Source organism: Caldimonas sp. (assembly GCF_046291045.1).
Taxonomy (GTDB): domain Bacteria; phylum Pseudomonadota; class Gammaproteobacteria; order Burkholderiales; family Burkholderiaceae_C; genus Caldimonas.
This window is the reverse complement of sequence record NZ_JBKBSL010000003.1, coordinates 44,675-65,941: the sequence shown is the minus strand read 5'-3', so window position 1 is coordinate 65,941 and position 21,267 is coordinate 44,675. Positions and strand designations below refer to the sequence as shown.

Annotated in this window: 20 protein-coding genes and 1 riboswitch; of the genes, 5 read left to right on the top strand and 15 right to left on the bottom strand. The window is 67.4% G+C overall.

Features of this window, described 5'->3' with window-relative positions; all coding sequences use genetic code 11:
- Positions 1-31: 31 nt before the first annotated feature.
- The 6 genes from ACK4ZD_RS01925 to ACK4ZD_RS01900 are packed head-to-tail and all read right to left on the bottom strand — an operon-like array spanning position 32 to position 5,695.
- Positions 32-607: a shikimate kinase gene (locus ACK4ZD_RS01925; protein WP_409657999.1), complete on the bottom strand. Its 576-nt coding sequence runs from the start codon at positions 605-607 to the stop codon at positions 32-34.
- A complete protein-coding gene (gene pilQ / locus ACK4ZD_RS01920; RefSeq protein ID WP_409657996.1) occupies positions 604-2,766 on the bottom strand; it encodes a type IV pilus secretin PilQ in 2,163 nt (720 codons plus the stop codon). Before pilQ ends, ACK4ZD_RS01925 begins: the two co-directional genes overlap by 4 nt.
- A gap of 5 nt (positions 2,767-2,771) precedes the next feature.
- A complete protein-coding gene (locus ACK4ZD_RS01915; RefSeq protein ID WP_409657993.1) occupies positions 2,772-3,311 on the bottom strand; it encodes a pilus assembly protein PilP in 540 nt (179 codons plus the stop codon).
- Positions 3,308-3,994, bottom strand: coding sequence for a type 4a pilus biogenesis protein PilO (locus ACK4ZD_RS01910; RefSeq protein WP_409657990.1), 687 nt, complete (start codon positions 3,992-3,994; stop codon positions 3,308-3,310). The genes ACK4ZD_RS01915 and ACK4ZD_RS01910 overlap by 4 nt, the downstream gene beginning before the upstream one ends.
- Before the next feature lie 10 nt (positions 3,995-4,004).
- Positions 4,005-4,619, bottom strand: coding sequence for a PilN domain-containing protein (locus ACK4ZD_RS01905; RefSeq protein ID WP_409657987.1), 615 nt, complete (start codon positions 4,617-4,619; stop codon positions 4,005-4,007).
- Positions 4,616-5,695 carry a pilus assembly protein PilM gene (locus ACK4ZD_RS01900; RefSeq protein ID WP_409657984.1) on the bottom strand — a complete coding sequence of 360 codons (1,080 nt, stop codon included), beginning with the start codon at positions 5,693-5,695 and terminating at the stop codon, positions 4,616-4,618. The genes ACK4ZD_RS01905 and ACK4ZD_RS01900 overlap by 4 nt, the downstream gene beginning before the upstream one ends.
- A 373-nt stretch (positions 5,696-6,068) precedes the next feature.
- Between ACK4ZD_RS01900 and ACK4ZD_RS01895 the strand changes: the two genes are divergently transcribed.
- Positions 6,069-8,432, top strand: coding sequence for a penicillin-binding protein 1A (locus ACK4ZD_RS01895; RefSeq protein ID WP_409657981.1), 2,364 nt, complete (start codon positions 6,069-6,071; stop codon positions 8,430-8,432).
- A gap of 18 nt (positions 8,433-8,450) precedes the next feature.
- Here ACK4ZD_RS01895 and cyaY read toward each other — a convergent pair whose 3' ends face one another.
- Positions 8,451-8,804, bottom strand: a complete 354-nt coding sequence (gene cyaY / locus ACK4ZD_RS01890) for an iron donor protein CyaY (protein ID WP_409657978.1) — start codon at positions 8,802-8,804, stop codon at positions 8,451-8,453.
- Positions 8,805-8,822: 18 nt separating this feature from the next.
- Between cyaY and lptM the strand changes: the two genes are divergently transcribed.
- Complete coding sequence (lptM, locus tag ACK4ZD_RS01885) at positions 8,823-8,996, top strand: LPS translocon maturation chaperone LptM (RefSeq protein ID WP_409657975.1); 174 nt, start codon at positions 8,823-8,825, stop codon at positions 8,994-8,996.
- Positions 8,996-10,264 carry a diaminopimelate decarboxylase gene (gene lysA, locus ACK4ZD_RS01880; protein ID WP_409657972.1) on the top strand — a complete coding sequence of 423 codons (1,269 nt, stop codon included), beginning with the start codon at positions 8,996-8,998 and terminating at the stop codon, positions 10,262-10,264. The genes lptM and lysA overlap by 1 nt, the downstream gene beginning before the upstream one ends.
- Before the next feature lie 3 nt (positions 10,265-10,267).
- Here the strand turns inward: lysA and ACK4ZD_RS01875 are convergent, their stop codons facing one another.
- The 6 genes from ACK4ZD_RS01875 to ACK4ZD_RS01850 are packed head-to-tail and all read right to left on the bottom strand — an operon-like array spanning position 10,268 to position 15,756.
- Positions 10,268-11,455 carry a class I SAM-dependent rRNA methyltransferase gene (locus ACK4ZD_RS01875; protein WP_409657969.1) on the bottom strand — a complete coding sequence of 396 codons (1,188 nt, stop codon included), beginning with the start codon at positions 11,453-11,455 and terminating at the stop codon, positions 10,268-10,270.
- Between the two features lie 20 nt (positions 11,456-11,475).
- Positions 11,476-12,411: a tyrosine recombinase XerC gene (gene xerC, locus ACK4ZD_RS01870; RefSeq protein ID WP_409657966.1), complete on the bottom strand. Its 936-nt coding sequence runs from the start codon at positions 12,409-12,411 to the stop codon at positions 11,476-11,478.
- 13 nt (positions 12,412-12,424) lie between these two features.
- On the bottom strand, positions 12,425-13,114 hold the full coding sequence (locus ACK4ZD_RS01865) for a DUF484 family protein (RefSeq protein WP_409657963.1): 690 nt from the start codon (positions 13,112-13,114) through the stop codon (positions 12,425-12,427).
- Complete coding sequence (gene dapF, locus ACK4ZD_RS01860) at positions 13,111-13,974, bottom strand: diaminopimelate epimerase (RefSeq protein ID WP_409657961.1); 864 nt, start codon at positions 13,972-13,974, stop codon at positions 13,111-13,113. Before dapF ends, ACK4ZD_RS01865 begins: the two co-directional genes overlap by 4 nt.
- Positions 13,975-14,011: 37 nt before the next feature.
- Positions 14,012-14,860 (bottom strand): lipid A biosynthesis acyltransferase, encoded by an 849-nt coding sequence (locus tag ACK4ZD_RS01855; protein WP_409657958.1) that lies wholly within the window; start codon positions 14,858-14,860, stop codon positions 14,012-14,014.
- 32 nt (positions 14,861-14,892) lie between these two features.
- The gene (locus tag ACK4ZD_RS01850; RefSeq protein ID WP_409657955.1) at positions 14,893-15,756 is read right to left on the bottom strand and encodes a lysophospholipid acyltransferase family protein; all 864 of its coding nucleotides are present in this window, start codon (positions 15,754-15,756) and stop codon (positions 14,893-14,895) included.
- 200 nt (positions 15,757-15,956) lie between these two features.
- Between ACK4ZD_RS01850 and metK the strand changes: the two genes are divergently transcribed.
- Together metK and ACK4ZD_RS01840 are read left to right on the top strand one after the other, a co-directional pair.
- The gene (gene metK / locus ACK4ZD_RS01845; RefSeq protein WP_409657952.1) at positions 15,957-17,138 is read left to right on the top strand and encodes a methionine adenosyltransferase; all 1,182 of its coding nucleotides are present in this window, start codon (positions 15,957-15,959) and stop codon (positions 17,136-17,138) included.
- 243 nt (positions 17,139-17,381) lie between these two features.
- Positions 17,382-18,632, top strand: coding sequence for an HD-GYP domain-containing protein (locus ACK4ZD_RS01840; RefSeq protein ID WP_409658186.1), 1,251 nt, complete (start codon positions 17,382-17,384; stop codon positions 18,630-18,632).
- Here the strand turns inward: ACK4ZD_RS01840 and ACK4ZD_RS01835 are convergent, their stop codons facing one another.
- Both ACK4ZD_RS01835 and ACK4ZD_RS01830 read right to left on the bottom strand, forming a co-directional pair.
- Positions 18,633-19,409 (bottom strand): HAD family hydrolase, encoded by a 777-nt coding sequence (locus tag ACK4ZD_RS01835; protein WP_409657949.1) that lies wholly within the window; start codon positions 19,407-19,409, stop codon positions 18,633-18,635. It abuts the gene before it with no gap.
- A gap of 11 nt (positions 19,410-19,420) precedes the next feature.
- Positions 19,421-21,022: a peptide chain release factor 3 gene (locus ACK4ZD_RS01830; RefSeq protein WP_409657946.1), complete on the bottom strand. Its 1,602-nt coding sequence runs from the start codon at positions 21,020-21,022 to the stop codon at positions 19,421-19,423.
- 160 nt (positions 21,023-21,182) lie between these two features.
- Positions 21,183-21,254: riboswitch (S-adenosyl-L-homocysteine riboswitch) on the top strand.
- Positions 21,255-21,267 lie beyond the last annotated feature (13 nt).

Below are 21,267 nucleotides of genomic sequence, written 5' to 3'. Positions count from 1 at the left end.
GCAAACTCGTTGGTATTGGGCTGCGCATCCTTCAGCCGGATCGAAGTGCCCGGTGCCTTCCCGCCAGTTCCACTTGCATCGCAATCATGTTCACACTGGCGGCTGGCCCGTGGCGTCCCGTCTCGACCACGAACTCGGCCACCTCCCTGTACAGCGGCTCGCGCTCACGTGCCAGGGACTTCAGCCGCCCGAGGGCATCGCCCCCCTGCAACAGCGGCCGCTTGGTGTCATGGCGCAAGCGCCGCCACAGGTCGCTGACCGATGCATGGAGATAGACCACGCAAGTGTGCGAACGCAGCAACTCCCGGTTGGCCGGCTTGAGCACGATGCCTCCTCCCGTGGCGAGGACAAAGGGCCCAGGCCTGCGACAGAGCTCGTCCAGCATAGCCTGTTCGACGTCGCGGAAGGCCGCTTCCCCGTGCGCCTCGAAGTACTGCCTGATGGTCATGCCCAGGCGCTTCTCGATCTCGGCGTCACTGTCGACGAACTCCACGCCGAAACGCTTGGCGAGCTGCCGCCCGATGGTCGACTTGCCGCACCCCGGCAAGCCCACCAGGGCCAGGCGGAGCGCGGGTCGTAAGGCAGACGGCAGGGACTCCGGCCTCACTGCACCCCGCCGCGCTCGGAGACGATGCGGGGCGTGAGAAACACCAGCAGCTCGGTCTTCTCCCGGGACGTGCCGCGCTGCTTGAACAGGTGGCCCAGCACCGGGATGTCACCCAGCAACGGAACCTTGCTGACGTCCTCTCGCTCGCTCATCGTGAAGATGCCGCCGATCACCACCGTGCCGCCATTTTCCACCAGCACCTGGGTCTTCACGTGCTTGGTGTCGATCGCGTAGCCGCCAGGCGTCAGAATGCCCGGGGTGTCCTTGTTGACGTCCACGTCGAGGATGATGCCGCCCTCCGGCGTGATCTGGGGTTTGACCTCGAGCTTGAGGCTCGCCTTGCGGAACTCCACGCTGGTGGCACCGCTGGACGTGGCGTTCTGGTAGGGCAGCTCGGTCCCCTGCTCGATCAGCGCCGTCACCTGGTCCGCCGTGATGACACGTGGGCTCGAGACCACGCGGCCCTTGCCGTCGGCTTCGAGTGCCGAAATCTCCAGGTTCAGGAATCGGTTGGCCGTGGAACTGAACAGCGACAGCGCCAGGGTGGCCGGGTTGGACCCATCGATGGACTGGGCCGGCAGGTTCACGAAGTAGCTGTTCGGGATGTAGCTGCCCCCGGTGACCGCCGCCTGCAAGGTCTGCTCACCGATGCCGAGGTAGGTGCCACCGATGCCGATGCGGTTGTTGCCGCCCAGGCTCCAGCCCGGCGTGCCGCCCCGGATGCCTCGCAGGTCGGTCGCGCCGAGCTTGACGCCCAGCTGGCGGCCGAAGCTGTCGTCGGCCTCGACGATGCGCGCCTCGATCATGACCTGCCGCACCGGGATGTCGATCTTGCTGATGAGCTGCTGCACTTCCTCCAGCTTGGAGGCGATGTCCGTGATGAACAGCTGGTTGGTGCGCGGCTCGGCGATGACGCTGCCACGCGGCGTGAGGATGCGCATGCCACCACCGCCGCCGCCCGGCGCCCCTGGCGAGCCCGCGCCCCCGCCGGAGCCGACCAGGCTGCGCACGACATCGGTGGCCTTGGCGTAGTTGAGCTGGAAGGACTGGGTGCGCAGGGGTTCGAGCTGGGCGATCTGGGCCTTGGCCTCGAGTTCGAGCTTCTCCTTGGCCGCGATCTCGTCCTTCGGTGCGATCCACAGCACGTTACCGGCCTTGCGATAGCCCAGTCCCTTGGCCTGCAGGATGATCTCCAGGGCCTGGTCCCAGGGCACGTCGCGCAGGCGCAGCGTGACGTTGCCGGTCACGGAGTCGCTGGTCACCACGTTGAAGTTGGTGAAGTCGGCGATCACCTGCAGCAGCGAGCGCACCTCGATGTTCTGGAAGTTCAGCGAGAGCTTCTCGCCCTGGAAGGTGGGGCCCTGCACGAGGCGGTTGGGATCTTCCTTCTGCGGACGGACCTCCAATACGAACTGGGTGTCGGTCTGGTAGGCGCTGTGCTCCCAGTTCCCGCGGGGTTCGACCACCATGCGCACCATATCGCCCACCTGCGTGGTGGAGACCGTCTGCACCGGCGTGCCGAAATCGGTCACGTCCAGACGGCGGCGCAGGCTGTCGGGCAGGGTGGTGCGCAGGAACTCCACCACCAGGTTCGCACCCTGCTGCCGGATGTCCACGCCGACCTGGGTGCTGGGCAGATCGACCACCACGCGCCCGGCACCCTCGGCCCCTCGCCGGAAATCCACGCCGCGCAGGGCCTGCACGGTCTCGTTGGTGCTGGGGGCGAAATGCACGGTGCTGCCGGCGGCCGAAGCCGCCGCGCCGGTGTTCTCGAGCACCAGCAGCAAGGCGTTGCCCTGGAGCTGGGCGGTGTAGTTGGCCGGCTGCTTCAGGTTCAGCACGAGACGGGTGCGCTCAGCGGCTTGAGCGATGTTGGCCGAGCGCACATTGCCCTGGTTGATGTCCACACTGGAGCGTGGCAGGTCGCTGGTCACGCCGGGCAGGTCGATGGCGATGCGCGGCGGCGTCTGCACGGTGAAGCCGCTGGGCACGGCCTGCAGCGGCTGGGACAGCTCGATGCGCACGACCTCGGCGCCTGCGCTCTGGCTGGCGCTGATCGAACGGATGGCCGCCTGCGCCAGGGCCAAGGCCGGCGCCACGAACAAGACCAGCCCCAGGGCGCCGATGCGCAGGTTCTTCATCTTGGTGTGTTGCTGCATGGTTCTCATTGGGTCTTCTCCTGAAGCTGCAGGCTGCTGGTGCGCTCGATCCACTCGCCAGCGGCGTCCTGAACGATCTCCCGGAGAGAAACCTCCGTCTCGGTGATGCGGGTGATGCGGCCGTAGTTCTGTCCCAGGTAGTCGCCCACCTTCACCTGGTACAACAAGTTGTCCACACGAAGCAAAGCGTACTGGCGTCCCTGTCTGGCAACGCTGCCCACCATGACCATGCTGTCCAGAGGATAGGCCTCCAGGGGTTCGCGCCGCCGGTTCAGTTCGGCCGCGATCAGCGAGTTCGGCTGACGGGCCTCTTGCTTGAGGGCCACGGTCAGCTTCTGGGCGCTGAAAGGCTCGACGCCATCGGCCGCCACATAGGGCTGAGGATCGAACTTCTTGGGCGGCTCCAGCGGCGTGACGCGGGGCTGGACCTCGCGTTTTTGCTGTTCCATCCAGGCCTGCAGCTCATCCTGCGGCCCCCCACAGCCGGACAAGACGGCCAGCACCGCCAGCGGCAGCACGAGCGACTTCACGGACCGGAAGGTCATTGCTTGCCCCCCTGCTTGGCAGCCTCGGCCTTGGCCTTGCGCTGCGCTTCGATCTCCGACTGATCCAGGTAGCGGTAGGTGCGGGCCGTGGCCTCCATGCCCAAGGCCCCACCGGCCTCGTTGCCCTTGGGCACAGTCACGTTCAGGCCGTGCAAGGTGACGATGCGCGAGAGATTGGCGATGTCGGCCGTGAAGGCGCCAATGTCGTGGTAGCGGCCGGTCACGCGGATCGCGATGGGCAGCTCGGCGTAATAGTCTTTGACGACCACCTGGCCAGGGCGGAACAGCTCGAACTGCAGGGCGCGGCCCAGACCGGCCTGGTTGATGTCCGACAGCAGGGCATCCATCTCGGCCTTGCCGGGCAACTGCTTTTCGAGCTGGGTGACGTACTCCTGGACCTGCAGGCGTTGCTTGCGCAGTTCGCCCAGGTTCACCGCCTGGGCCAGCTTGCTGCGATAGGTCTGCTTCAGTTCGGGCTCTCGGTTGCGTTCGGCCTCCAGCAGGTCGGCCTCGCCGGTCAGCACGAGGAACCAGCCCAGCACCACCACCGCCACGGCCGCCAGCAGCCACACCGCCACCTGCGGGAGGATGGGCCACTGCCCGGGTTCGTTTGGATCCAGCCCCCGGAACTGCGAGGCAATCTCGTCGGACAGCTCGCTCAGATTGAGGTTTGCTTTGGCCATGACGTCTTCCTCAGGAGGGCGAACCCGCCGGCGCACTGGCCGCCGCAGCCGGAGCCGAGGCGTCCTGCGGGCGCTTGAGCGCCACACGCATCGAGAATTCGAAGAGCCGGCGTTGCTCGCGACCGTCGGTGCGCACGTTGGCTGCCTTGATCTCGATGAGCTCCGGACGCTCCAGCCAGGTCGAGTTGTAGGCGGTGTTACGCAGCAGCTCGGATACGCGCTCGTTGGTTTGGGCCACACCGTTGATCGACACGGTCTGCCCGTCTTGGCGGATGGCGGTGAGGTACACGCCTTCAGGCGTCTGGCGCACCAGTTCGTTGAGCAAGTGCACCGGCATGTTGCGATCGGTCTGCAGATCCTCCACGGCCTTCTGACGCGCCTTGAGCGCCTCGATCTCGGCGCGCAGGTTGGCGATGTCCTTGATCTGCTCGTCGAGCTTGCGGATCTCTTGTTGCAAGAAGGCGTTGCGCTCTTGCTGGGTGGAGATCATCTGTTGCAGCACGGCATACCACAGCACCACGATGAGCACCCCACCCAGGGCCGAGAAGCCCAAGACGGCGAAGAAGGCCTGTTTGCGGCGGCGGCGCTTTTCTTCCCGGTGGGGAAGCAGGTTGATGAGGATCATTGCAGGAACCTCCGCATCGCCAGGCCACAGGCCGTGAGGTACGACGGTGCCTCACGGCGCAGCTTGCTCTCGCGCACGCTGGAGCCGAGCTTCATGCCCTCGAAGGGGTTGACGATCATCGAGGCAAAGCCCGTCTGCTCGGTGACGCGCTCCTTCAGTCCGGGCAGGGCCGCGCTGCCGCCGGCCAGCATCACGTAATGCACCTTGTGATGGGGCGTGCTGGTGAAGAAATATTGCAGCGCGCGGCCGACTTCCTGGGCCATGCTGTCGACGAAGGGATTGAGGATGGTCTGTTCGTAGTCCTCGGGCAGGTCGCCGGCCAGCTTCTTCTGCTCGGCCTCCTCGAACGAGAAGCCGTACTGGCGCGAGATCAGCTGGGTGAGCTGGCTGCCGCCGAAGGCCTGATCGCGGTCGTAGAGGAGCTCGTCGTCACGCAACACCTTCAGGCTCGTGGTCTCGGCCCCGATCTCGAACAGCGCCACCAGCGAATCGCGCCCTTCGTTGGGCAGGGCCTGGATCAGGCGGCTGACGGCCAGGCGCGAGGCATGCGACTCGATGTCGAGCACCACCGGCTTGAGCCCGGCCGCCTCGGCCAGCCCCTGGCGATCCTGCACGCGGTCCTTGCGGGAGGCGGCGATCAGCACCTCCACGTCGCCGGCCGAGGTGGGGCTCGGGCCGACCACGCAGAAGTCCAGGCTGACTTCGTCGAGCGAGAAGGGGATGTACTGGTTGGCCTCGGACTCGACCTGCATCTCGAGTTCCTCCTCGCGCAGGCCGGCCGGCAGCATGATCTTCTTGGTGATCACCGAGGACTGGGGCATCGCCATGGCCACGTGCTTGGTGCGCGTGCCGCTCTTGACCACCACGCGGCGCACCGCGTCGGCCACCTCGTCGAACTTCTCGATCTGACCGTCGGCGATCCAGCCCTTCTCGAAACTCTCGGTGGCGAAACGTTCGACGACGTATTCGCCCGAGGCGGTCTGCCCCAGTTCGACCAGCTTCACGCTCGACGAACTGATGTCCAGCCCGACAAGCGGCGGATGCTTGCGGCCCAGCAAAACGTCAAGAAAGCTCACGGGGATCCCCCAACGGCACGGACAGGTGCGCCGGATTGTTAATAAGTTACTTCAATGCTAGCAGTAAACCCTTTGTGCAACAAAGATTTTTTCACGGTTTGAACGTTTGTTTCCGTTGCCGGAAGTTGACGTCGAAGCCCTGTTTCCGGGAGAACCCTGAGCCCCCGCCGGACATTGAAACAAGCTGTGTCCGAACCCCGGTCTGCGGGCCTGATGGGAGGAGGTTGCAAGGGCGCTGTGGGCCCGGTGCGGCATGGGGGCTTCCTATAATCGGAACAGCGATCCACCCACCCCACGGCGCGCGGCGCCGGGGCGTCCGCCGGCGCTGGGCCGGCACGGCCGCGTCCTACGGCGGCCCATCGAAAGCGCATGCATGTCTGATTCCTCCCGCTCGTCTTCGCCCCAGGGTCGCCCCACGGTGCCGCCCTGGGCGCACTGGGCGACCCGTGTGGCCGCCTGGGCGCTGGGACTGCTGGCCGCCGGGGCGGCGGCCGGCGCGATGCTGGTGGCCATGGCGCTGGCCGTGGCCTATCCCAACCTGCCCGACATCGACGGCCTGACCGACTACCGGCCCAAGCTGCCGATGCGCGTATTCTCGGCCGACGGGGTGCTGCTGGGCGAGTTCGGCGAGGAGCGCCGCAAGTTCGTGCCGATCGAGCAGATCCCCGCAGTGATGAAACATGCCGTGCTGGCCATCGAGGACGCGCGCTTCTACGACCACAGCGGCATCGATTACAAGGGCATGCTGCGGGCGGCCTTGGCCAACTTCGGCTCGGTGGGCAGCCAGGGGGCCTCGACGATCACGATGCAGGTGGCGCGCAATTTCTACCTGTCTTCCGAGAAGACCTTCACCCGCAAGGTCTACGAGGTGCTGCTGGCCCTGAAGATCGAGAACATGCTGAGCAAGGACGAGATCCTCGAGCTCTACATGAACCAGATCTACCTGGGCCAGCGGGCCTATGGTTTCGCCGCCGCAGCCGAGATCTATTTCGGCAAGGATCTCAACAACCTCAGCATTGCCGAGGCGGCGATGCTGGCCGGCCTGCCCAAGGCACCGGCCGCTTACAACCCGATCCGTAACCCGCCCCGTGCGCGGGTGCGCCAGCAGTACATCATCGACCGCATGCTGGACAACGGCTTCATCACCGAAGCCCAGCACGCCGCGGCCAAGGCGGAGGTGCTGCGCTACCGCCAGACCCCGTCTCTGCCCGTCCACGCCGAGTACGTGGCCGAGACCGCCCGCCAGCTCATCCACAACCAGTATGGGGAAGAGAGCTATTCGCGGGGGCTGAACGTGTACACCACGATCCGCTCGGACGAGCAGGTTGCGGCCTACCGTGCGCTGCGCAAGGGCATCATGGACTACGAGCGCCGCCAGTGGTACCGCGGCCCCGAGGGTCATGTGGATCTGCCCAAGGATCCGGCCCAGGTCGATGCCCGAGTGGCCGAGGCCCTGGTGGAGCACCCGGACAATGACGAGGTGCGCGCCGCCGTGGTGCTCGAGGTCGACCCGAAGAAGGTCGTCGCGATGCTGGCCGATGGGCAGACGGTCACCCTGGCAGGCGAGGGACTGCGGCCGGCCCAGTCGGGCCTGTCCCCCAAGGCCAAGCCGAACATCCAGATCCGCGTGGGTTCGGTGATCCGGGTCATCGACCTGGGTCGCGCCGGCTGGTCGATCACCCAGCTGCCCGAGGTGGAAGGAGCCTTCGTCTCGCTCGACCCTCGCACCGGCCAGATCCGCGCGCTGGTCGGTGGCTTCGATTACGCCAAGAGCCGCTTCAACCATGTCACCCAGGCCTGGCGCCAGCCCGGTTCGAGCTTCAAACCCTTCATCTACTCGGCCGCGCTGGAGCGCGGGTTCACCCCGGCCACGGTGATCAACGACGCGCCGCTCTTCTATGACGCAACGACCACCGGCAGCAAGCCCTGGGAACCCAAGAACTACGACGGCACCTTCGACGGACCGATGTCGCTGCGCCGGGCCCTGGCCCGTTCGAAGAACATGGTGTCCATCCGCATGCTCGAAGCCATCGGCCCGGCTTATGCGCAGGAGTGGGTGACCCGTTTCGGCTTCGACCCGGAACGCCACCCCCCTTATCTCACCCTGGCGTTGGGCGCGGGCTCGGTCACGCCGCTGCAGATGGCCACCGCCTATGCGGTCTTCGCCAACGGGGGCTACCGGGTGCCGCCGTCGCTGATCACCAAGGTCACCGACAACCGGGGCCGGGTGCTCGTGGAGCACTCCCCCGCGCCGCTGGACGAGTCGATGCGGGCCATCGATCCGCGCAACGCCTTCGTGATGAGCAGCCTGCTGCAGGAGGTCACCCGCAGCGGCACGGCTGCCCGGGCCCAGGCCACGCTCAAGCGACCCGACCTATACGGCAAGACCGGCACCACCAACGATTCGGTGGATGCTTGGTTCGCCGGCTACCAGCCCGAGGTGGTGGCGGTGGTGTGGATCGGTTACGACACCCCGCGCAAGCTGGGAGACCGCGAGACCGGCGGGGGCCTGTCGCTGCCGGTATGGATCGATTACATGGCCACCGCGCTCAAAGGCGTGCCGGTGAACCAGCCCGACCCCCCGGCGGGGCTCATCCAGGTGGGCGGCGAATGGTTCTATGACGAATACGACCACGGCGCGGGTGTCACGAGCCTGGGCCTGGACGCCCCGCCATCACCGGGCGCCTCCACCTCGGAAGAGGAGCGGCGCAGCATCCTGGACCTGTTCAGGCCCTGATGGCCTCCCCGGGACGGCTCAGCCGGCGCGAAACGGCAGGGGCTGTCCGGCCAACTCGCTGGCGCAGCGCGAGAGCCGGTCGAAGAACTCGCCCCCTTCGCGGGTGTCGAGCCAGCGGCCCTGCACGTATTTGTAGTGGTAGCCCCCGGAGCGGGCCGCGAGCCATATCTCGTGCAAGGGCGGCTGGGTGTTGATGACCAGCTTGGCCCCGCCGGGGAAGACGAGCTCGAGCAGCCCGCCGGTGCGGTGGGTGTCGATGTCGATCACGTCGTCCTCGAGCAAGCGGTCCACCCAGGCCTCCACCGAGGCCAGCACGGCCTGCGCGCGTTCGTGGTATTCGCTGTCGCTCAAGGGAGTGGGTTCGAGGGCCATCGCCGATAGAATCCGCGCATGTCGAAACGGGCACTCATTCTAGCGGTCGGCCTGCTGACGCTACTGGCGGTGGGCCTATCGGCCTGTGGCCAGAAGGGGCCGCTGTACCTGCCCGCCGCGTCGCCGGCCGCCGCTGCGGCGGCGGCGCCGGCCTCGGCGCCCACTCCTCCCCCTTCTGCTTCGCGTCCTTGATGAAATTGCCCGGCGCCCCCTTTCTCGCCTACCGGGGCGAGTCGCTCCACCTCGACGGCTGCGAGCTCGACGCTCTGGCCGATCGCTTCGGCACGCCCCTGTACGTTTACTCCCAGGCCGCCATGCTGGCGGCGCTGGCACCGTACCAGCGGGCGCTGGTCGGTCGCAAGCATCTGATCTGCTACGCGATGAAGGCCAACTCCAATCTGGCCGTGCTGCAGACCTTTGCGCGGGCGGGGTGCGGCTTCGACATCGTCTCGGGCGGCGAGCTCGCACGGGTGCTGGCCGCAGGGGTGAGCGCCGATCGCGTGGTGTTCTCCGGCGTGGGCAAGACCCGTGAGGAAATGCGCCTGGCCCTGCGTGCCGGCGTGAAGTGCTTCAACGTGGAAAGCGAAGCCGAGCTGGAGGTGCTGTCGGCGGTGGCGGTGCAGGAGGGACGCCAAGCCCCCGTGAGCCTGCGAGTGAATCCTGACGTGGATGCCGGCACCCACCCTTACATCTCCACAGGGCTCAAGGCCAACAAGTTCGGTGTGGCCCACGACCGCGCCGTGGCCGCCTACCGCCGGGCCGCCGCACTGCCCGGCCTGTCGGTGATCGGCATCGACTGTCACATCGGTTCGCAGATCACCGAGATCGCGCCTTATCTGGATGCCCTGGACCGCGTGCTCGACTTGGTCGAGGCGATCGAGGCCCAGGGCATCGCCCTGCATCACCTGGACCTGGGGGGCGGGCTGGGCATCACCTACACCGACGAGACGCCGCCTGCGGCGGACGAGCTGATCGGCGCCTTGCTGACCCGCCTGGATGCGCGCGGCCATGGCCACCGCATGCTGATGTTCGAGCCCGGACGCTCGCTGGTAGGCAATGCCGGCGTGCTGCTCACCGAGACGCTCTACCTCAAGCCCGGGCAGGAAAAAAACTTCTGCATCGTCGATGCAGCGATGAACGACCTGATGCGCCCGGCGATGTACGAGGCCACGATGGCCATCGTGGCCTGCCGGCGGCGCGACGAGGCGCCGGTCACCTACGACGTGGTGGGGCCGGTGTGCGAGTCGGGCGACTGGCTGGGCCGGGCCCGATCGCTGGCCGTGCAGCCGGGCGACCGGCTTGCGGTGTTGTCGGCCGGGGCCTACGGCATGAGCATGGCCAGCAACTACAACACCCGCGGCCGAGCGGCCGAGGTGCTGGTCGTCGGCGACGAGGCCCACCTGGTGCGCGAGCGCGAGCAGCCGGCCGAGCTCTTCCGCGGCGAGCGGCTGCTGCCCTGACGCTCAGGCCGACTGCTTCAAGATGGCCAGTCCCTTGAGGTACTCGCCCTCGGGAAAGCAGATCGTCATCGGGTGGTCGGGCGCGGCCTCCAGGCGTGACAGGATCATCCCGTCCACACCGGCGTCGATTCCGGCGCCGGCAACGATCTTGTGAAAGAGCTCGGCACCGATGCCGCCGGAGCACGAGAAGGTCAGCAGCAGCCCCCCCGGGGCCAGCAGCTTGAAGGCCAGGCGGTTGATGTCCTTGTAGGCTCGCGCCGCACGCTCGGCATGGGCCGCCGAGGGGGCGAACTTGGGCGGATCGAGCACGATGGCATCGAAGGTCCGGCCTTCGCGGATGAAGCGGCGCAAGGTTTCGTTCACGTCGGCATCGAGGGCCTGGTGGCGTGCCGCCTCGAAGCCGTTGAGCGCCACATGGGCCTGCGCCCGAGCCAGGGCCGGCGCCGAGGAGTCGACGCTCAGCACCTCCTGCGCCCCACCGGCCAGCGCAGCGACGCTGAAGCCCCCTGTGTAGCTGTAGCAGTTGAGCACCCGCCGGCAACCGAAGTGGCGCACCCACTCGGCAAAGCGTCGCCGGTTGTCGCGCTGGTCGAGGTAGTAGCCGGTCTTGTGGCCCTCGTCCACGTCGAGCGTGAGCTGCCAGCCGTGTTCGCGGATGGCGATCTCGGTGGGCCCCTGGCCGCGCAGCCAGCCGCGGGCCGCCGGCAGCCCCTCCAGAGCGCGGACCCCGGAGTCCGACCGCTCGTACAGGCGCGCCAGACCGGTGGCCGCAAGCAGTTGATCGGCGATCACGGCTTTCCAGCGCTCGGTGCCAGCGGAGAGGAACTGGGCGCTGAGCGTGTCGCCATAGCGGTCCACGATGAGGCCGGGCAGGCCATCGGCCTCGCCATGGATCAGGCGCACGGCGTCGCTGGACAACGGCAGACGCGCCCGCAACGCGAGCGCGCGGCCGATGCGGCGGGCGAAAAAGTCCGCGTCGATGCGCTCGGCCTCATCGAAGCTCCAAGCACGTGCGCGGATCATCGAGGCGGGGCTGTAGGCCGCCCAGGCCAGGAAGCGGCCGTCATGGGCTTGGACACGCACGGTGTCGCCGGCCTCGGCGTTGCCGCGGGCGATGGACCCTTGAAAGACCCAGGGGTGTTGGCGCAGCAGGGAACGCTCCTTGCCTTCGCGCAGGGTGATGACGTTCATGAGGGTTTCGGTGCAACGGCTCAGGACTTGCGACGCGCCCTCGGATGGGCGGCATCGTAAGCCCGGGCGAGGTGCTGGAAGTCCAGCCGGGTGTAGATCTGGGTGGTGGTGATGTGCGCGTGGCCCAGCAGCTCTTGCACCGCGCGCAGATCGCCGCTGGACTGCAACAGATGCGAGGCGAAAGAATGGCGCAGCATATGCGGATGGACCCGCGTGGGCACGCCGACTTGCAGGGCACGCCGGGACAGGCGGACACGGATTTGCTGTGGCGACAGCCTTGCGCCGCGCTCGCTGAGCAGCAGCGCTGCCTCCTCACCGCGCGCCAGCCGGGGCCGCAGGGCCAGCCACTCGCGCAGGGCCGCCAGCGCGGCCCGCCCCACCGGCACGCTGCGCCGCTTGCCCCCCTTGCCCCGCACGTGCAACTCGGCCCCGGCCAAATCGACCCAGCCGCGCGAAGACGGCGTGGCGCACAGATCCAGGCCCGCGAGCTCGCCGATGCGCAGGCCGCAGCCGTACAGCAGCTCGACGATGCAGCGGTCGCGCGCGGCCAGCACGGGATCGTCTCCGGCGCTCGGCCCTTGTTCAGCCAGGGCCACCGCGTGGTCCACCGACAGGGCCTTGGGCAGCGTCCTGGGGGCCTTGGGGGCCTTGATGCCCTCGACGGGGTTGTGGGCGACGTGGCCCTGCCGGCCCCACCAGCGGTAGCAGCCCCGCCAGGCGCTGAGCGTGCGCGCCAGGCTGCGTCCGGACAGCCCTCCCGCATGCAGCCGGCCGAGCCAGCGGCGCACGTGATGGGCCTGCACCGCTTCCAGGGCCACGCCGGTCTCGTCCGCCAGCCGGGCCAGTTGTGCGAGGTCGCGCGCATAGGCTCGCAGCGTGAGCTCGGCCAGGCGCCGCTGCACGCGCAGGTGCTCGAGATAGCCCTCGATTGGCGGCGGCAGCGGCTCGTCCTTCATGGCGTGTTCGGCCTCAGCCTTCCGGCAGCAGGCGCGTGAGGCTGGCGCTGGCCAGGTCGCCCACCCGCATCAGAAACTCGGTGCCCATGTCGGCGGTGTAGCGGGTCGGGTCCGGCGAGCCCAGCACGAGCAGGCCGAAGGCTTGGGCGCCCACGCCGTGACGCAGCGGGATCAGGGCCACCGAGGTCACCGTGGAAGGCTCCTCCAGCCAGCCCACAGCCTCGAAGCCCGCGTTCACGCCGCAATAGGGCTGCGCCAAGCTGCTGGCGAAGGTGCGCGTGTCCTCGCTAGCCCCCAGGGCGAAAGGATGGTCGGCATAGGCCCCCACCACGTCCCAGACGCGAATGCCCGCTTGGGGAATGAGGAACTGGGCCTTGAGTTCGTGCACCAAGGTGCCGGGCAGGTCGGCCGGATCGGCAGTGAGCATCAGGGCGCGCGTCCAACGGTGCAGCTTGTCGGCGATCGCCATGTTCTCCTGGCCGTGGCGGATCATCTCCATCAGACGCATCTCCAGGCCGCGGATCTTCTCGCGCAGCATCTCCATCTGGCGCTCTTGCAGCGAAACGGCGCGGTGGCCATGCGGGCTGGTGAGCTGGATGCTGGCGAGCAGTTCGGCATGGCGCTCGAAGAAGCCGGGCGTGTTGGCGAGGAAATGGGCGATGTCGTCCTCGGTGATGCCCTGAATGCCGGTGGGGGTGCTCACAGTTCGATTTCTCCTTCAAAGACGGTCTGCGCCGGGCCGGTCATGAACACATGCGCGTCCCCGCCCGCCCATTCGATGCGCAGGCGGCCGCCACGGGTATCGACCTCGACCGCGGGGTCGAGCAGGCCCTGGCGGATGCCGGCCACCACAGCCGCGCAGGCCCCGGTGCCGCAAGCCAGGGTTTCGCCCGCATCGCGCTCGTACACGCGCAATGCCACATGGCCGCGGTCGATGATCTGCACAAAGCCGGCGTTGACCTTGCGCGCAAAGCGCCGGTGCCGCTCGATGCGCGGGCCCCACTGGGTCACCGGGGCGCGATCGACATCGTCCACCAGAACGACGGCATGCGGATTGCCCATGGACAGCACCGCCACCTCGACCACCGTGTCGTCCAGGTCGAGGGGCCACAGCGGCAAGGCGGGCGGCGGCCCTGCAAGGCGGGGGGTCAGTCCCGCAGCGTCGAAGGGCACGCGCTCAGGCTCGAAGATCGGGGCATTCATGTCCACCGTCACCCGGCCATCGGGCTGGGCTTGCAACACCAGGCGGTTGTTGACGGTCTCGACCCGCAAGGGGTTGCGGTCGCTCAGGCCCTTCTCGTGCACGAAGCGCACGAAGCAGCGCGCACCGTTGCCGCAGTGCTCGACCTCCTCGCCCGAGGTGCCATTGAAGATGCGGTAGCGGAAATCGGCCTCGCTCGACGAGGCGCGCTCGACGACGAGGATCTGATCGGCCCCCACGCCCAAGCGCCGGTCGCCCAGGCGCTGCAGCTGGGCTGCGGACAGCGACAGCGGCGACGCCGTGGCATCGATGACCACGAAATCATTGCCCGCCCCATGCATCTTGGTGAAGCGCAGTTTCATGGACCGATTATCCCCCGCCGCGCCGACCGCCGGGCGGTCAGTAGAGGCGGGGTTCGCCAGGCGGGCGGGTCTTGAAACGCTTGTGCACCCACAGGTACTGGGCGGGCATGCGCTCGATCTCGTGCTCGATCCACTGGTTCATGCGCCGCGTGTCGGCCAAGGCATCGTCGGTGGGGAAGTCCGTCCAGGGCGGCAAGAAGCGCACCACATAGCCCCGACCGCCCGGCAGCATTTCGGCCACCACCGGCTGCACCACCATGTCCAGGGCGCGGGCCATGCGCGAGGGTGCCAGCAGTGTGGCCGCCGGCACGCCGAAGAAGGGTACGAAGGCCGCGTCCTTGGGGCCAAAGTCCATGTCGGGCAGGTTGAAAAACGGCTGGCCGCGACGAATGCAGCGCATCAGCGGCTTGGCCGACTCCTTGCGGGAGAAGATCTCGGCATTGCCAAAGCGCAGCCGCCCGCGGCGCATCGCCGCGTCGAAGACCTTGTCGCTCTGGGCCTGGTAGATGGAAGTGCCGGTCTTCTTCACATGCAATTGAATGGCCACGCCGGCCACGTCCAGTGCCATGAAATGGGGGGCGAGCCACATCACTGGCTTGTCGCTGCGATCGGCCAGGCCGATGTCGCCTTCGACGCGGATCAGGCGCTCCAGACGGCTGCGCGAGCCGTACCACAGCAGGCCGCGCTCGAGTAGGCTGCGACCCAGCCACCGGAAGTGCTCGCGAGCCAAGGCCTCCCGCTGCGCGGCGCTCCAGTGAGGAAAGCACAGCTCCAGGTTGCGCAGCGCAATACGCCGGCGAGAACGCCCCAGCGCGAACAACGCGCGGCCGAGACTGCGGCCCAGGGCTGCCTGCACCGGCAGCGGCAGCCAGTGCAACAGCCACATCAGGCCGATCGCGGCATGGCTGGCCCACGGCCTCACGGGTGGGCCCCGTCGGCCGGCAGCATCCGCGGCCCTTTGTAGCGGTGATAGCCCCACAGGTACTGGCCGGGGCATTGCAGGATCAGTCGTTCCATCGCACGGTTGATGCACGCGGCCGCCGATTCTGCCTCAAGGGGCAAGGCCTCCTCCAGCGGCGAGAACCGCACCACATACCCGGCCCCGTGGGCCAGGCGCTCGCCCCAAACCAGCAGCACCTGGGCACCGGTCTGGTGGGCCAGACGGGCGGCCAGGGTCATCGTGTAGGCCCGCCGGCCGAAGAAAGGCGCCCAGACCCCCATCCCTTCGGGCGGCACCTGATCGGGCAGCAGGCCCACCGCCTCGCCCGCCTTGAGGGCTCGGATCATCTGCCGCACGCCCGCCAAGTTCGCGGGCGCCGTCTTCAGGCCAGGGCGATGACGCGCGGTGTCCACCAGCTCGCGCAGCACCGCCTTGCGCGGCGGCCGGTACAAGGCGGTGAGCGGCCCGCACAAGGCGCCGAAGTGCTCGGCATAGGCCTGTGCCGTCACCTCGAAACACCCCAGGTGGGGTGTCAGGAAGATCAGTCCGCGCCCCTGCGCATGGGCCGCCCGGATGTGTTCCCCCCCCTCGACGCGCACCCGCGAGCCCAGGAGGCGGTCGTGCGGACGCATCCACAGCCAGGGCAGCTCGGCGACCATGCGCCCGGCCGAGGCCACGGCCGGCCGGGCCTGCGCCCACTCCAGGCCGGCCTGGTCGGCGTTCTCCCGGAAACGGCGCCGGTAGGCAGGGGACAGGCCGAACGCAAGCCATCCCAGGGCGGCCCCGATGTGGTGGAGCAGCCACAAGGGACATCGGGACAGCAGGCGAAAGAGAATCAACATCTGTTTCTATAATGGGCAGGTCGCCGGGTTAAGGAACAACTTGCGGGGCGATGTGCAGGTGGCAAGCATAGCGAGCGCCTGCCGGGTGGGCGCCAGCTTCGGGAGCCTTCCCTACAAATACCGCTAAAGCGTTCGCCGCTCCTCCTTCGCGATCCGGGTCGGCAAACGCCCGAAGTGTCATCGAAACAGGAGGCCCTGCAGTGGCGAACGATTTTCTCTTCACGTCCGAATCCGTGTCCGAAGGCCACCCCGACAAGGTGGCCGACCAGATCTCCGACGCCATCCTCGATGCCATCTTCGAGCAGGATCCGCGCTCGCGCGTGGCCGCCGAGACCCTGTGCAACACCGGGCTGGTGGTGCTGGCCGGCGAGATCACGACCAACGCCCATGTCGACTACATCGAGGTGGCGCGTGAGACCATCAAGCGCATCGGCTACGACAACACCGAGTACGGCATCGACTACAAGGGCTGCGCCGTGCTGGTGGCCTACGACAAGCAGAGCAACGACATCGCCCAGGGTGTGGACCAGGCCAGCGACGACTACCTGAACATGGGCGCCGGCGACCAGGGCCTGATGTTCGGCTACGCCTGCGACGAAACACCCGAGCTGATGCCCGCGCCGATCTATTACGCGCACCGGCTGGTCGAACGCCAGGCCCAGTTGCGCAAGGACGGCCGCCTGCCCTTCCTACGGCCGGACGCCAAGAGCCAGGTGACGATGCGCTACGTCGACGGTCGTCCGCACAGCATCGACACCGTGGTGCTGTCCACCCAGCACAGCCCCGACCAGTCCGAGACGCCCACCAAGATGAAAGCCAGCTTCATCGAGGCGGTGATCGAGGAAATCATCAAGCCAGTGCTGCCCAAAGAGTGGCTGAAGGACACGCGCTACCTGATCAACCCGACCGGGCGCTTCGTCATCGGCGGCCCGCAGGGCGACTGCGGCCTGACGGGCCGCAAGATCATCGTCGATACCTATGGGGGCGCCTGCCCGCACGGCGGCGGGGCCTTCTCGGGCAAGGATCCTTCCAAGGTCGATCGTTCGGCCGCCTACGCCGCACGCTACGTGGCCAAGAACATCGTGGCCGCCGGCCTGGCCCGCCAGTGCCAGATCCAAGTCAGCTACGCCATCGGTGTGGCCCGCCCGATCAACGTCACCGTCTACACCGAAGGCACGGGCGTGATCCCCGACGAGAAGATCGCCGCCCTGGTCAACGAGCACTTCGACCTTCGGCCCAAGGGCATCATCCAGATGCTGGACCTGCTGCGCCCCATCTATTCTCGGACTGCGGCCTACGGCCACTTCGGCCGCGAGGAGCCCGAGTTCACCTGGGAACGCACGGACAAGGCCCAGGCGCTGCGTGCAGCGGCAGGGCTGTAAGCCCTGCAGGCGCGTCAGCGCCTCCCGGGACTTGCGCCACAAGGCCCAGGCGCTGCGTGCAGCGGCAGGGCTGTAAGCCCTGCAGGCGCGTCGGCGCCTGCGGGGACTTGTACGCAAAGGCACTTGCTCGCCTCGGGGGCAACGACAGGCGACGGCAGACGCGCTATAAATCAGCGGGGCATGCGCAATGTGCCACGCATTTACGCGCAAATGGCCGGCACCTCCGCCGTAAGATCGGCCCCGATGCTGAAACGAATCCCGGTAGAACAGGTGCGGCTTGGCATGTACCTGCACAGTCTGTGTGGGTCTTGGTTGGATCACCCGTTTTGGGCCACGTCTTTTGTCATCGAGGACATGGCCACGCTGGACAAGCTGCACAACAGCCCGATCCGGGAGGTTGTGATCGATACTTCGCGCGGTCGTGACGTCGACGCCGCCCCCCTCGCGGGCAGCGCCGACGAAGAGCGTTTGAAAGCCGAGTTGCGTCAAGCAGGGGACTTTCCACACGCGTCGTCGCAGCCGTCGATCGAACAAGTGTCTTTGGACGAAGAGCTGCAGCGGGCCGCACGGATACTGAGTCAGGCCAAGCGCGAGGTGTCGGTCTTGTTCAAGCAAGCCCGACTGGGGCGCGTCGTGCAGGCCGACCACTTCAAGCCGCTGGCGCAAGAAGTCGCGAACTCGGTGCTACGCAACCCGGCAGCCTTGATCAGTCTGGCCCGACTCAAAGCCAAAGACGACTACACCTATTTGCACTCGGTGGCAGTGGGCGCTCTCATGACGAGTCTGGCTCACCAACTTGGGCTGAGTCCCGCCGAGACAGAACATGCGGCCTTGGCTGGCCTGCTGCACGACTTGGGCAAAGCAGCCATTCCACTGGAAATCCTGAACAAACCGGGCCGGCTGACCGAAGCAGAGTTCGACCAGGTCAAAGCCCACCCCAGGGCCGGACGTGATATGTTGGTGCGAGCCGGCGTGCAATCAGACATGGTCTTGGATGTGTGCCTGCATCATCACGAGAAGATCGATGGCAGCGGTTACCCGGACGGACTTTCCGGGCAGGCCATCAGCCTGTACGCCAAGATGGGTGCAGTATGTGACGTCTACGATGCCATCACCTCGGACCGCCCCTACAAGGCCGGTTGGCATCCAGCCGAATCGCTGAAAAAGATGGCGCTGTGGGCCAAACAAGGCCACTTCGATGAGCGCATCTTCCAGGCCTTCGTGAAATGCGTGGGCATCTATCCCACGGGCTCGTTGGTGCGCCTGCAGTCGGGGCGACTGGGGGTAGTGCTCGACCAGAGCGAGCGCTCGCTGCTCCTGCCGCGTGTGAAGGTGTTTTTCTCGACCAAGTCGAACACCTACATCGTGCCCGAGGTGCTGGAACTGGGCACGGCACAGACCAACGACCGCATCGTCGGCCATGAGGATCCCCAGGCCTGGGGCATCGCCAACCTCGACGAGCTGTGGACGGGGATCCCCGGCCGCAGGCCCTGATCAGCGCGCCGCCAGCACACAGCGCGCCACCTCGGCGAAGCCGGCGCCCTGCTCGGATCGCGTGACGTAGCGGGGCAGGTGCTGCATCTGCGGCACGAAGCGCATGATGTTGGCCACGCCCACGCTGTGCTCGAAGCGCTCGAACATGGGCTGGTCGTTGGTGGAGTCGCCCACGTAGGCCCAGCGGTCGAGCTCGCGCTCTAGGTCGATGCCCAGCAGTTCCTTGGCGATCCAGCAGGCGCCGCTCCACTTGCCGTGCGTGCCGAACCAGCCGTTGATATGGATGGAGCTGACGGTGGCCACCATGCCCTCGGACTGCATCAGCGCCACGACCTGGTCGATGCGTTCGGGCGGCAGGTGCGTGAACTCGCTGTGGTCGATCGCGATGTCGGTGAGGCGACCGGCGCTGTCGCGAGCCAGTCGAGCCCCCGGCACTTGCGCCAGGATGCGCTGCGCCACCTCAGCCAGGCGGCGGGCGTTGTGCGCCCGGGTGGCCTCGTCCTGCACATACAGGCGCCGACCGTCGGGCAGCACGGCCAAGGCACCGTTCTCGGGCACGATGGCCGCCACCGGCCACTGGCGTGCCAAGGGCTCGGACCAGCCCAGCGGCCGTCCCGTGATCGGGATGACCACCAAGCCGGCGTCGCGCAGTGCGTGCAGGGCCTGCAAGGCCTCGGGTGTGATCGCGCCCTCGCGGGTGAGCGTGTCGTCGATGTCGGTGAACAGACCGCGCAGGTGCCGGCGCGCCGGCTCCGGCCAGGCCGATAGGGGCTGCATCGGCGTGTGCATCAGGCGGCCTGCTGCAGCGTCAGGCCCGCATGCTCGCGCAGCGGATGGAAGCGGATGTTGGGATGCCGCTCCTGCGTCAGGCGCAGGTCATAGGGCGAGGTCATCAGATAGGCCAAGGTGTCGGCGGCATCCAGCGCCAGCTTGCTGCCATTGAGGTCGGTGAACTTCTTGAGCTCTTCGGGCGAGTCGGCCGTGACCCAGCGGGCCCCGACGAAACGCGAAGGCATCAGGCGCACCTCCACGCCGTACTCAGCCTTCAAGCGGTGCTGCACCACCTCGAACTGCAGTGGGCCCACGGCCCCCAGCAGCATCGCGCCGCCCTCATGCGGACGGAACACCTGGATGGCGCCCTCTTCGCCCAGTTGCATCAAGCCGGCCTGGAGCTGCTTGCTCTTCATGGGGTTGGCCAGCTCCACCGCCTGGAAGAGCTCGGGCGCAAAGAACGGCAGCCCGGTGTACTGCAGGGCTTCGCCCTCGGTGAGGGTGTCGCCCAATTGCACGCCACCGTGGGTGGTGAAACCAATGATGTCGCCGGCGTAAGCCTCGTCCACGGCCTCGCGGCGCTGCGAGAGGAAGGTCACGACGCTGGTGGGGCGCAGCTCCTTGCCGGTGCGCTGCACTTTGAGCTTCATGCCCTGGGTGTAACGGCCCGAATACACACGCACGAAGGCGATGCGGTCGCGGTGCGAGGGGTCCATGTTGGCCTGCACCTTGAACACCACGCCGGAGAACTGTGCCTCCTCCGGGCGCACCAGCCGCGTGGTGCTGCGACGCGGCGCCGGCGGCGGGGCCAGATCGACCAGGGCATCGAGCACTTCCTGCACACCGAAGTTGTTGACGGCCGAGCCGAAGAACACCGGCGTCTGCTTGGCCGCCAGGAAGGCGGCCAAGTCGAAGGCCGGCGCGGCCTCGGCCAGCAGCTCGATGTTCTGCTCGGCCAGCTCGAAGTCGTGGCCGAAGCGCGCGCGCAGGGCCTGCGCCTGCTCGAGCGGCACGACCTCGTCGTCGGTGACGCGGTCCTGCCCCGGCTTGAACAGGCGCATGTTCTTTTGGCGCAGGTTGATGATGCCGGCGAAGGCCTTGCCCTGGCCGACCGGCCAGGTCATGGGCACGCAGGGCATGCCCAGCTCCTGCTCGATCTCGTCGAGCAAAGCGATGGGGTCGCGGCCCTCGCGGTCCATCTTGTTCACGAAGGTGAGGATGGGCGTGTCGCGCTGGCGGCACACCTCGATCAGGCGGCGGGTCTGAGCTTCCACGCCGTTGGCCGCGTCGATGACCATCAGCGCCGAATCCACCGCCGTCAGCACGCGGTAGGTGTCTTCCGAGAAGTCTTTGTGGCCCGGAGTGTCGAGCAGGTTCACCACATGATCGCGGTAGAGCATCTGCATCACCGAGCTGGCCACCGAGATGCCGCGCTGTTTCTCGATCTCCATCCAGTCGGACGTGGCATGGCGGCTGGCCTTGCGCGCTTTGACCGAGCCGGCGATGTGGATCGCGCCCGAGAACAGCAGCAGCTTTTCCGTCAGCGTGGTCTTGCCCGCGTCGGGGTGAGAAATGATGGCGAAGGTCCGGCGGCGCCGGGTTTCGGGGGCGAAAGACACGGAAAACTCTCCATAGTCTCGGCCGATGGGCCGAGGGATCGGACGCCTGGCGGCGTCTGGCACGCTTGGGACCGTGCGCAAAGTGCAAATGCTACCGTTTTTGGCACCCGCGCAGCAGCCCACCGTCACATGCCCCCGCCAGGGCGGCTACAATGTCAGTCTGTCCGAGGAGCGTTGCAAGGCCTCAGGCCCCAGGCTCGGACGGCTTCGATTGCAACGGCGCTCACCCGCATGTGTCTTGCCGG

What these genes read in the sequence shown, in the direction of transcription:
- pilQ (WP_409657996.1), bottom strand. Translation starts at nt 2,766, where the DNA reads ATGCAGCAACACACCAAGATGAAGAACCTGCGCATCGGCGCCCTGGGG.
- ACK4ZD_RS01915 (WP_409657993.1), bottom strand. Translation starts at nt 3,311, where the DNA reads ATGACCTTCCGGTCCGTGAAGTCGCTCGTGCTGCCGCTGGCGGTGCTG.
- ACK4ZD_RS01910 (WP_409657990.1), bottom strand. Translation starts at nt 3,994, where the DNA reads ATGGCCAAAGCAAACCTCAATCTGAGCGAGCTGTCCGACGAGATTGCC.
- ACK4ZD_RS01905 (WP_409657987.1), bottom strand. Translation starts at nt 4,619, where the DNA reads ATGATCCTCATCAACCTGCTTCCCCACCGGGAAGAAAAGCGCCGCCGC.
- ACK4ZD_RS01895 (WP_409657981.1), top strand. Translation starts at nt 6,069, where the DNA reads ATGTCTGATTCCTCCCGCTCGTCTTCGCCCCAGGGTCGCCCCACGGTG.
- cyaY (WP_409657978.1), bottom strand. Translation starts at nt 8,804, where the DNA reads ATGGCCCTCGAACCCACTCCCTTGAGCGACAGCGAATACCACGAACGC.
- lptM (WP_409657975.1), top strand. Translation starts at nt 8,823, where the DNA reads ATGTCGAAACGGGCACTCATTCTAGCGGTCGGCCTGCTGACGCTACTG.
- lysA (WP_409657972.1), top strand. Translation starts at nt 8,996, where the DNA reads ATGAAATTGCCCGGCGCCCCCTTTCTCGCCTACCGGGGCGAGTCGCTC.
- ACK4ZD_RS01875 (WP_409657969.1), bottom strand. Translation starts at nt 11,455, where the DNA reads ATGAACGTCATCACCCTGCGCGAAGGCAAGGAGCGTTCCCTGCTGCGC.
- xerC (WP_409657966.1), bottom strand. Translation starts at nt 12,411, where the DNA reads ATGAAGGACGAGCCGCTGCCGCCGCCAATCGAGGGCTATCTCGAGCAC.
- dapF (WP_409657961.1), bottom strand. Translation starts at nt 13,974, where the DNA reads ATGAAACTGCGCTTCACCAAGATGCATGGGGCGGGCAATGATTTCGTG.
- ACK4ZD_RS01855 (WP_409657958.1), bottom strand. Translation starts at nt 14,860, where the DNA reads ATGTGGCTGTTGCACTGGCTGCCGCTGCCGGTGCAGGCAGCCCTGGGC.
- ACK4ZD_RS01850 (WP_409657955.1), bottom strand. Translation starts at nt 15,756, where the DNA reads ATGTTGATTCTCTTTCGCCTGCTGTCCCGATGTCCCTTGTGGCTGCTC.
- ACK4ZD_RS01840 (WP_409658186.1), top strand. Translation starts at nt 17,382, where the DNA reads ATGCTGAAACGAATCCCGGTAGAACAGGTGCGGCTTGGCATGTACCTG.
- ACK4ZD_RS01835 (WP_409657949.1), bottom strand. Translation starts at nt 19,409, where the DNA reads ATGCAGCCCCTATCGGCCTGGCCGGAGCCGGCGCGCCGGCACCTGCGC.